This window comes from Clostridium sp. AF34-10BH (genome assembly GCF_003478095.1).
GTDB lineage: Bacteria > Bacillota > Clostridia > Lachnospirales > Lachnospiraceae > Acetatifactor > Acetatifactor acetigignens.
In genome coordinates, this window is the sequence record NZ_QUEC01000022.1 from 63,509 (window position 1) to 73,828 (window position 10,320).

The 10,320-nt window shown below is 46.8% G+C and carries 7 protein-coding genes and 5 tRNA genes; all 12 read right to left on the minus strand.

What is annotated here, in order from left to right; genetic code table 11:
* Positions 1–53 precede the first annotated feature (53 nt).
* Positions 54–1,700 (minus strand): ABC transporter ATP-binding protein, encoded by a 1,647-nt coding sequence (locus DWZ61_RS13940; protein WP_118539200.1) that lies wholly within the window; start codon positions 1,698–1,700, stop codon positions 54–56.
* Positions 1,701–1,702: 2 nt separating this feature from the next.
* Positions 1,703–3,532 carry an iron ABC transporter permease gene (locus tag DWZ61_RS13945; protein ID WP_118539202.1) on the minus strand — a complete coding sequence of 610 codons (1,830 nt, stop codon included), beginning with the start codon at positions 3,530–3,532 and terminating at the stop codon, positions 1,703–1,705.
* Positions 3,533–3,676: 144 nt separating this feature from the next.
* On the minus strand, positions 3,677–5,101 hold the full coding sequence (locus tag DWZ61_RS13950) for a hypothetical protein (RefSeq protein WP_118539204.1): 1,425 nt from the start codon (positions 5,099–5,101) through the stop codon (positions 3,677–3,679).
* A gap of 211 nt (positions 5,102–5,312) precedes the next feature.
* Positions 5,313–6,077 (minus strand): response regulator, encoded by a 765-nt coding sequence (locus tag DWZ61_RS13955; RefSeq protein ID WP_118539206.1) that lies wholly within the window; start codon positions 6,075–6,077, stop codon positions 5,313–5,315.
* 93 nt (positions 6,078–6,170) lie between these two features.
* Entirely contained in the window at positions 6,171–7,910 is a 1,740-nt protein-coding gene (locus tag DWZ61_RS13960; protein ID WP_118539208.1) for a sensor histidine kinase, read from the minus strand.
* Positions 7,894–8,940, minus strand: coding sequence for an extracellular solute-binding protein (locus DWZ61_RS13965; protein ID WP_118539210.1), 1,047 nt, complete (start codon positions 8,938–8,940; stop codon positions 7,894–7,896). The genes DWZ61_RS13960 and DWZ61_RS13965 overlap by 17 nt, the downstream gene beginning before the upstream one ends.
* A 9-nt stretch (positions 8,941–8,949) precedes the next feature.
* A complete protein-coding gene (locus tag DWZ61_RS13970; protein WP_118539212.1) occupies positions 8,950–9,426 on the minus strand; it encodes a hypothetical protein in 477 nt (158 codons plus the stop codon).
* 216 nt (positions 9,427–9,642) lie between these two features.
* A tRNA-Val gene (locus DWZ61_RS13975) sits at positions 9,643–9,715 on the minus strand.
* A gap of 24 nt (positions 9,716–9,739) precedes the next feature.
* Positions 9,740–9,813, minus strand: a tRNA-Asp gene (locus DWZ61_RS13980).
* Positions 9,814–9,852: 39 nt separating this feature from the next.
* A tRNA-Ile gene (locus DWZ61_RS13985) sits at positions 9,853–9,926 on the minus strand.
* A 31-nt stretch (positions 9,927–9,957) separates the two neighbouring features.
* Positions 9,958–10,029 (minus strand) — tRNA-Glu (locus DWZ61_RS13990).
* Between the two features lie 45 nt (positions 10,030–10,074).
* A tRNA-Asn gene (locus tag DWZ61_RS13995) sits at positions 10,075–10,146 on the minus strand.
* Positions 10,147–10,320: the final 174 nt, after the last annotated feature.

The following is a 10,320-nucleotide window of genomic DNA, read 5'->3' on the forward strand; positions in this document are numbered from 1 at the left end:
GGTCTCATTTTCCGATACGTTTTTTTCAGATGTTGAATCACCTATGTTTATGACTATACCTGCAGTCTGCCGGCTGTAATAAGTTTGCCGCTTTTTCTGTCAAATAACAGAATATCTTCTCCACCGATCTCGAACTTCACTTCCTGACCGATCTTGTAAGCGGTATTGCCAAAGACTACTCCGGTCAACAGGAAATCACCGATACGAAGCTTAATCGTGGATTCCATACCGGTGGGCATGGCACCGTAGATCACGCCGTCCAGTCCTGCACCATCGTGTAATTGCAGGGCTTCGGGACGTACACCGATGACAAAATCCTCGTTGGTGATCACGGGAGCTTCCTGCAGTGCGTAATCGTCCTCGTTCACTCTGGCAATATGATACTTGAAGACTTCATCCTTATTGGATTTCTCCACAGCTTTCTTATCCTGCATTTTCTCTTTGTGACGGGCTGCCTCATCGGCTTCGTTCTTATCTCTCTCAGCGAACCATCTTAGCAGATCCAGATGTTCTTTCGGAACAAACTTTGCCTTTCTACCGTCTAAGATCGTCACATCCAGGCTGCCGTTTTCATTCTGCACACCCTTGGCTTCGATAAAATTAATGGAAGGATTTCCTACGAAATCAGCCACAAACAGGTTGTTGGGTCTGCTGTACACAGTCAACGGTGCTTCATACTGCTGCAGCACACCGTTGTTGATCAGGCAGATCTTCGTTGCCAGTGTCATAGCTTCCATCTGATCATGGGTTACATATACGAAGGTGCTTCCGGTCTCCACATGCAGACGCTGCAGTTCATATCTCATTTCCAGACGGAGTTTCGCGTCCAGGTTAGACAGCGGCTCATCCATGAACAATACCTGGGGTTCCGGCGCCAGTGTTCTGGCAATGGCAACTCTTTGCTGCTGTCCACCGGACAGTTCTGCAGGATAACGATTCATGAACATTCCGATCTTAACGATACGGGATACTCTGCGTACTGCCAGGTCAATCTCTTCCTTGGAATATTTTCTGACCCTGGTTACTACCTTGCCACCGGATACGACTTCGAATTTCTCGTTAAGTTCTTCCCCTTTTTCCTTATGACCTGCCAGGATGCTGTCCAATTTTGCAGTCAGTTCCTGCTTCTTTTGTTTTGATGCACTTTCTTTGTCTGCTGCCTCGTGGAGTTTGTAATTATACAGCTCCTTTGCAGTATAGATAGAAATGGTGTAATTATCGATCAGCTTCAGATAGACCATATCCAGGTCTAATTTTCCCTTTTTATCTCTGCATTCCTCAATGAGTTTTACCAGCTCTCCCGGATTCTCCAGTGCCTTGATCATGCTTTTTAAAGCTTTGGCTTCCTCATCGATCACGGGAAGTTCTTCCTTGATATTTCCCAGTCCGAAGGAGATGTTCTGGTATACCGTCATGTTCGGCCACAGTGCGTAGTTTTGGAACAGGAATCCGACTTTTCTCTTATTTGCGGGAACATTGATCCCCGCTTCACTATCGAATACCACCCGGTCTCCGATCTTGATCTGCCCGCTGGTAGGGGTCTCCAGACCGGCGATCATACGTAAGGTAGTGGTCTTACCGCAACCGGAGGGACCAAGCAGAGTGATAAAGGAATTGTCCTCCATATCCAGACTCAGATCATCTACCGCATAGAATTTTCCCCAACGTTTTGTAACATGTGTTAATTTGATTTCCGGCATAGTTATTTACCTCCGATACCTTCATCCAGGCTGGACCCGGTCAGTTTATTTACTAAAGTATTAAAGATCAGGATTGTTACGATCAGGATCAGGTTGATGGCGCTGGAGAATGCATACAGTCCCATCTCATCGAAATAATCCAGTGTCGTGGAGAGGATAAAGCCCTGCGTACATAACAGTAAGAACAGGGACAGCTCTCGCAGACAGGTCATAAACGGAAGCATATATCCGTTGATAATGGAAGACTTCTGGATCGGAATGATGATCCTCAGCATCCGCTTGTACCAGGGAATATCCTGGATGATGGCCGCTTCCTCGATCTCTCCCGACAGCTGCAGCATGGAGTTCAGTGCACTTCTGCTGGCGAAAGGAATGTACTTGATCACGCCTGCGATGATCAACAATGTGTAAGTATTGAACAGGTTGATCTTGTCATTGGAGAACAGGATGAAGAAAGCTGCGCCCACTGCCAGGGACGGCATCAGGTACGGCAGGAATGCCACACCGTTGACGTAATTTGCCCACTTGCTTCTCCGGTTCTTGGATACTGCATAACCGATCAGGGTGCCGATCGTACCTGCGATCAGAGCACAACATACAGCGACTAACATCGTTCCCTTGAATGCTCTCCAGATCAGCGGATTGTGGAGGATACCGGGCTGTCCGTACAGAGCACCCGCTCCGTTGTTATCTGTCAGCCACCACTTGGTGGTCAGCGCGCTGGAATCCATGGTGTACAGGAAACTGTAATCTCCCGGATTCGGCAGGAAAGTCTCCAGTGCGAAGGACAGGATCGGGAAAATACTGGTGAAGAAGGTGATGACGATCAGGATGACCGCGATCAGATATTTCCCGACTTTTCCTAAGTTGATCTTGGAGATCTGTCCGGATTTACCGGTAACCGTCGTATAATTCTTACGGCTCTTTAAGCTCATCTGGTTCATTAACAGGATCGCCACACCGAAGATCATCATGATGATGGCAAGAATACTGGCTTCCCCGGTATACTTGGAGTTCATGGAGATATACTTGGTGGACAGAGTTGTCAGTCCCAGGTAGTGCGGTACGGGATAACTTCCCATGGCGCTTCCGAATACCAGCAGGATCGTGGAAAGAATCGCCGGTTTTACCATAGGTAAGGTAATGCGGAACATGGTCTTCCACTTCGGTGTATCCAGGATCGTCGCTGCTTCCTCCAGATTGGCATCCATGTTGCGGAAGATACCGCCGATCAGGATGTAGGCAAAGGGGGCGTAATGCAGTCCCAATACCACTGCACTGGGGAACAATCCCAAGCACCACCATTTTGGCATCGTAATATTAAAAAGAGATGCCAGCAGTCCGTTGGAGGTTCCGGTGACTGCATTACTGTTGAACACATTCTGCCATACCACAGCCAGTGTCCACTGGGGCATGATGTAGGGGAAAATAAAAATAGAGCTTAAATATTTTTTACATTTTAAATTGGTCCTCGTAATTAAGAATGCGAACAAGCCGCCGAACAAAATGGAGATCAGGCAGGTAAATACTGCCAGAAGCACGGTATTTAACAGCGGTGTCCACAGATTTGTTCTCGCCAGTTTACTGGTGAACAGATCCGCATAGTTGGCAACGGAATACCCGCTTGCCTTTCCGGTAAGATGTGCATCGATGGTGCCCGGATGGATCTTGAAGGTATCCTCGACGATTGCCACGATCGGCGCCACTGTGGTAAAAGTAAGTACGATACCAAACAGAAGCAGAATGATATTTTGTGGCTTGGAGAAATACGTCTTGATCTTGTTCAGAACAATCACCATCTTGCTTGTTTTTTTTGTGGCACTCTGATTCATGGTTAACCTCTCTTCCCAATACAAGCTTTTGGCCCTGTAAACCATCCACCCCTGCGAATAAGAAAACTGCTACTTACATGCAGGCATGATGTAGCAGATTTTCTTATTCTGACAGGACAAATAGTCACTTTTTTATATCATATATCACTCAGCAGTATACTTCGGTAACAGCTCGATCCAGCTTCCTACCGTGAAGGATACGGATGCACAGTACTCAGGATCTTCCAGCACCAATTCGCCATCGGTAGACCACCAGTCGAAGCCTCTGTCATTCTTGCTCTCGTATACAACATTACCGTTCTCATCATTACCGCCGGTGCTGTGCTGATAGGTAGCTTCGATTGCCTTTGCCACTTCAGGGTTAGCGGAATAACCGCCCATGTCTTTGCCCCATGCGCTGAAGCCGTCTTCCGTACAGGTCATGTATGCGATGAAAGCACATGCAGTCCAAGGCAGCGGGCTGTTATCGGTAACAAACAGATAATGGCAGTAACCGTATCCGCCGATTCCCTTATAATCATCCTGATAAGCGGCAACCTTAATATTGTTCACAGATACACCTGCGGATTCTTCTACGGAGCGCAGTTTACTGTATACTAACAGTCCACACTGATCGGTAGCAGAATCGGATACCAGTGTATTACAGATAGGTCCGTCATCGGTCTGGGCATTGTAGCTGCCTACCCAGAGTTTGATCCATGCCAGGGCATATTTACCATCAGCTCCTAAGCCTAAATCATTTGCCTCGGATTCCATCTCATCAATCGTGGGCTGGAAGTAAGCCTGCTCATCAGCGGGTAATGCATTGAAAGCATCCTTTAACATGGCTGCGTATTTGTCTTCGGTCAGCATGTACAGGAAATTCTTACCTACAACCTCGGAATCAATATCCATGAACAATGCGTGAGTTCCTTCCGCTACGAAGTCCCAGCAGTTGTCATATACTTTATCTCCGGTACAGTTGTATTCGAATACCTTATTCAGCGTCTGTAATGCCAGATAACCGTCCACCGCATCGGGTGTGGTTCCGTTAGCCTCTGCCCATTCCTTGGGAATGAACGTATCAAGTATTCCGGTCTGTGTCATCTTGGATTCGATCTGATTACCATCCTGGATCAGGGTCATTGCGAAGGTTCCTTCCGGCTTCAGGGAATCAGCGGTCAGCTGTTCAAAGATCTTGTTGTTCTTAGGCTGCTGCCAGTCAAATTCCATGCTGTAAGAAGGATCAATAGACTGCAGATACTCGATGAACAGAGGAAGTGCTGCTTTACCACGGCTGGAATTACCTACACCGTAAAAGGTCTTGCCGTTGGATTCTTCGATGGCCTTCTGTGCCAGTTCCTCCATGGTCATTCCTTCTGCCTGTTTGATGATCTGCTGAGTTGCAGTAAGATTTGCGTCGTCGGCTACCTCCGGGGTCTTGGTCTCTGCCACCGTCTCGGTTCCGGCTGTCTGTGTGTTATCTGCGCTTCCAGTTGCCTGGTTCTGGGTCTCGCTGCTGCCGCATCCGGCTAACATACCAACACTCAGTGCACAGATCATAAGTAACGATACTACTCTTTTCTTCATATGCTGTCCTCCCTTGAAACATATAGTTTGTATAACCCTTCATGGTCCACGTACTTGGAATGGGATATTTCCCACTTCCGTTCTGATGATTCTATTATACGTTGGGAATTCAGCAATTTGTATAAGGCAAAACTGTTATTATTTTAATATTTCTGATACTATGTATAGTTTTTCAGTTATTTTGTCGTTTCTTTTGTGCATCTTTGTATCTTTACATGCTTCTATCCTGGTATTCGGAAGGAGTAACACCAACAATCCGCTTAAAGCTGCTGGAAAAATGTGCAACATCACGATAGCCTACCTGTTCTGCGACTTCATACACCTTATTCCGGCAGTCATTCAACAGTTTCATGGCAGTACGCATACGCACTCTGGTAATGTATGCCGCCACCGTATAATCCGTCTCCCTTTTGAATGTATGACTCAAATGTCCTTCACTGATCCCCAGGTGCTCTGCGATCTGGGCCACACATAGTTCCGGATCCCCATAATGAGCGGAAATATAGTCTACGGCTGCCATGACATATTTGCTCTTATCGCCTTTATTTAAGACCAGTTCGGGAAGCGGCTCCTCCTTGCTGTTTTCCAATTTTTCCTGTGTCCTCTTACGTTTCTCCAGTGCATTGCTCACTGCCTGTTCCAGTTCCCCGTCTCCAAAAGGCTTTAACAGATAGTCACTGGCCAATAATTTCAGGGCGCTCTGCGCATAGGAGAATTCACTGTAAGCAGTTAAAAAGATCACACTGACATCATTGCCTTCTGCCCGCAGTTCCTTCAGCATTTCGATACCGTCCATTTTGGGCATACGGATATCGCAGATCAGCAGATCCGGATGATATTTCCGCACGGCTTCCAGTCCTTCAATCCCATTGCCGGCTTCCGCCACAACGACACAGTTCAGTGCCTGCCAGTCCGTCTCCATCACAATACCTCTGCGCACCAGCATCTCATCATCGATCACGATCACTTTGTACATCTTATTACTCCCTCCATTATTTCTTCCCGTTTTCTGCATATTCCCCACTATCCGGTAAAAATTCCTCTCTGTCCGTTGCTCTGTATCGGTTTCTCAAGCTTCTCCGTATCTTACCGGCAGCCGTAATGTCACTTTCGTGCCGTGGACTTCGCCTTCCTCTTCTGTTCGCTGTCCGTCCATAGTGTTTTCGATATTTGGGGTAAGACTCTCCATATGAATGCCGTATTCTTCCCCATAGGTCAGCCGGATGATCGTGTCCACATTGGATACTCCGATATGCCCCACCAGCTGCTCCTGTCTTCTGTGATTGATGGCATCCATCCGTTCTTCAGGAGCGCCACAGCCGTCATCGGTTACTTCAATACACAGGACATCTTCCTGTTCTGTGATCCGCACAAGGATATTTCCTTCTTCACTCTCCTTTAATCCGTGTAGTACCGAGTTCTCCACGATGGGCTGTATGATCAGCTTGGGGATCACGCACTCTTCCAGTCCCTCTTGCAGATCCACGGCATACAAGAACTTATCATTGAAACGGATCTTCTGGATATCTACATAACAGTTCACCAGTTCCAGTTCTTCTTTCAGATAGATGAACTGTCTCTTGGAGATACTGGTCCTAAGGATCTTCGCCAGTCCCGCCGCCATGGTAGCGATCTCCGGGATATGGTTGGCTTTCGCCACCCATTTCATGGTGTCCAGTGTGTTATACAGGAAATGGGGATTTAACTGTGCCTGCATCATGGCAATATGGGAGGCATTCAGTTCCTTCTGCTTCTCCACCTTATCCTGCACACTCTGTTCCAGCTCATTGGCCATGATATTAAAGTTCCGGGACATTTGTCCCAATTCATCCTCCCTGTCGGAGGCAATTCTTACACTCAGATCTCCCTCCTGTAGAGTACGCATGGCAGTATTCATCCGTTCAATGGGTTTCGTCATATTCCGCCCCACACGGGATGCTACGATCACACACAGCAATACACTGATGGTCAGCATCACCGTCAGTACGCGGTACATGGAACTTAGAACTTCCCTGGAAAATACACTGGGACACGCCATCACAGTATACAGACCACTCTCTCCCAAGGGCTGGATCAACAATTCTCCTGCCCGATAGACCCCCAACAATTTATGACCACTCATCAGTTCCTGACGGATCTGATCTGTCTGCAGGTTACCATTATCATAAATGGTTCTCCAGAAGGGGTCCATGATTGCTACCTCCGCTTTGGCATTTCCCTTATCATGAAGCACTTTTTCAAAATTTTCTGCGCGCATGCTGATCACAATATAACCTTCCGGTATACCGTCTTTTCCCATAAGTTTACCAGCTGCATACAATAAAATCTTGCTGTCATTAGTATCTGCACGCCGCAGCACCAGCGTCTCTTTACTATCCTCGACTGCTTTCAGGATGCCCCAGTATACAGGCAGATCCCTCTTGGCACTTCCCTGTGCCGTAGTGTAAATACATTTTCCGTTTTTATCATACAGATCAAATTGGGCATATTCTCTGTAATCAGTCACTTCCCGGTAGAATTGCAGGTAAATCTTGCTCTTCGACCAGGTGTCATCTTCACCTATCTGGTCCACGATCCGGGTGTTAGCATTTATATTCTCCACTACCGTCTCGAACTCCTGAAACAATTCCAATATGCCAGCATCTATCTGTTCCGCCTGCTCTGTTACTTTTTTCTCATAATCGCTGTTGATCTTGGTCTCCATAGTCTGGATCAGGGATACCCCAAAAAGCAATAACGGCAATAACGCAACTACACCGAAGCAGACCAGCAACTGTCTGTGAAACGACTTTTTAATCCACTTTTTCATCTGTTCTCCCCTGTAACGTCTCCCATGTGTTCAGAATTTTTTCCTTTTCCTGAGAAGCCCAATGAATATCATAATCGATCGTTTTTAATTTTGTCTGCTCCGGTGCTGCATACTCTTCCATATCATTGCGGACAGTTCTCCGGAAAAAGGCTTCCTCCACCAGTCTCTGTACATCACTACTGACGGTAAATTCCAGAAATAATTTAGCATTTTCCATATGCTTTGCGCCCTTGACGATTGCTGTGGCATCCGGTATGGCACTGGTGCCGTCCGTGGGGTAGATCACCGTAATATCTGCACCTTCCAGAATCTTCTGTCTCGCCATTCCCTCCGTGGTAATACCTACCAGTCTGGTACCGGCATTGACTTCCTCCAGCACTGCAACAGATGAGGGCGACAGGTAACCATCCAGTGCACCGGTAAAGTCCTCCAAAGTCTTCTGCGCATCCTGATCCGATACCTGAAGCATCGTGCAGAGTGCTGTATAACTACTGCCGGATTTCGTGGGATCTGCGAACGCAATCTTTCCCTTCCAACGATCGGTCTGCAATTCCTCCCAGGTTCTGGGAGCCGCTACGGGATAGACCAGTTTATTGTTATAGATAAATACAGTCGGCAGCACAGAAAAGGGCGTATAGGCATCTCCCTCCGTGCGATACTGTTCCGCAATTTGATCTATTTCGCTGACCTTATAAGGTTCCAGATAGTCTCTGCACTCCTCAAAATTCTCAATACCGCCACCGAACATGACATCAAAGGTACCAGGCGCATCCTGTTGTAATTCATCAAAAAGTGCCAAAGTATCTCCTGCCTTGAGTTCCACAAAAATCCCTGTACGCTCCTCGAATTCTTTGATGATCGGTTCATATACTTCCTCTTTATGAGCAGTATATACGATCAGTTTTTTATCCTCCGGAATCTGATAGACTGTTTCCTCCGACTGACCGCAGCCGGTAAGTAGAAAAATTGCCGCTGTCAGAATGGTTATGGCAAATATTCTTATTTTATGATTTTTGCTATAAATCTCCATACTTTCCCCTTACTTTCCTTCGCCGGTACCGCCTACCTTACGTTGTAATCTAAGCATCCTGTCGTACTGCACATACATTTTCTGCACTTCGTTCTCCAGAATATAATAGTGACGGATGTACGGGATCAGCAGGATCAGGATCACTACCGGGAGTAATAAGGTAAAAAGGCTGTCAGAGATCACACTTAAGACAATCGCCAGCATCTCTAACAACGCAAAAGTCACCGTAACGATCAGATGGATCAGGCGCTCATGCTGAAAAAATCCCACCTGCACCAGATGCTCCTGAAGCTTGTCCTGAACCATTTCCTGCATAGTCTGTTCCTCAGTATCCGTTTTCTCTGTATCAGTTTTCTGTGTATCCGACTGTCTCTGTATCGCTTGCGTTGAGTATTCGCCGTCCTGTGATAATGTCTGCGCTCTCTGCTCCATTTTCTGAAGCCACTCATCTATTTGTTTTCGATATTGCAAAATGCGCTGCTCCATTATTTTCCCCACCTTCCCGGTACTTGTATTACTCCATCATAGCTATTCTTTCGTTTTTCGTCAATGTGCCATAAATACAAATAATTCCAAAACAGTTATTTTCCTCCAAATACAGATTCTTGTGCAAGCACAAATCTGTACTTGGCTCATCGTATACACAAAAAACGCCTCTATGCATACGCATAAAGACGTTTTTCTTCATTTCAAACATAAAAATGGGGCCTATAGGGCTCGAACCTATGACCCTCTGCTTGTAAGGCAGATGCTCTCCCAGCTGAGCTAAGACCCCATAAAGATTAATGAAAATCTTTAGCGACCCAGATCGGACTCGAACCGACGACCTTCGCCGTGACAGGGCGACGCTCTAACCAACTGAGCCACTGGGCCATATTTATTATTTATCTTATGAAATGGAACTGCTTTCAGTGGACCTTCGGGGACTCGAACCCAGGACCGACCGGTTATGAGCCGGTTGCTCTAACCAACTGAGCTAAAGGTCCGCAACCCTTTCGGGACTGATCTGAGATCAGATGACTCCAACGGGAATCGAACCCGTGTTACCGCCGTGAAAGGGCGATGTCTTAACCGCTTGACCATGGAGCCGCGTGTTATCGCCGCTTGGCGTATCTAATGTATCTGATAAAAAAACTCCCCGAGTAGGGCTCGAACCTACAACAACTCGGTTAACAGCCGAGTGCTCTACCATTGAGCTATCGAGGAAAATGTCTTTGCGTAGCAAAGCCATTTAAGAAAATGCTACGCATTTTCCGTGTATTGCCAAGCTACTTATAAAGGGAATTTTGTTCCCTCAAAACCGAACACTGAAATCTAATCTTTATATCCTAACTTACATCCTTTTCCTATCCAAAACCTTTGGTCAAGCCCTCGACCGAT

Coding starts and splice junctions, on each gene's coding strand:
- DWZ61_RS13965 (WP_118539210.1), bottom strand. CDS start 8,940: ATGGAGATTTATAGCAAAAATCATAAAATAAGAATATTTGCCATAACC.
- DWZ61_RS13950 (WP_118539204.1), bottom strand. CDS start 5,101: ATGAAGAAAAGAGTAGTATCGTTACTTATGATCTGTGCACTGAGTGTT.
- DWZ61_RS13940 (WP_118539200.1), bottom strand. CDS start 1,700: ATGCCGGAAATCAAATTAACACATGTTACAAAACGTTGGGGAAAATTC.
- DWZ61_RS13945 (WP_118539202.1), bottom strand. CDS start 3,532: ATGAATCAGAGTGCCACAAAAAAAACAAGCAAGATGGTGATTGTTCTG.
- DWZ61_RS13970 (WP_118539212.1), bottom strand. CDS start 9,426: ATGGAGCAGCGCATTTTGCAATATCGAAAACAAATAGATGAGTGGCTT.
- DWZ61_RS13955 (WP_118539206.1), bottom strand. CDS start 6,077: ATGTACAAAGTGATCGTGATCGATGATGAGATGCTGGTGCGCAGAGGT.
- DWZ61_RS13960 (WP_118539208.1), bottom strand. CDS start 7,910: ATGAAAAAGTGGATTAAAAAGTCGTTTCACAGACAGTTGCTGGTCTGC.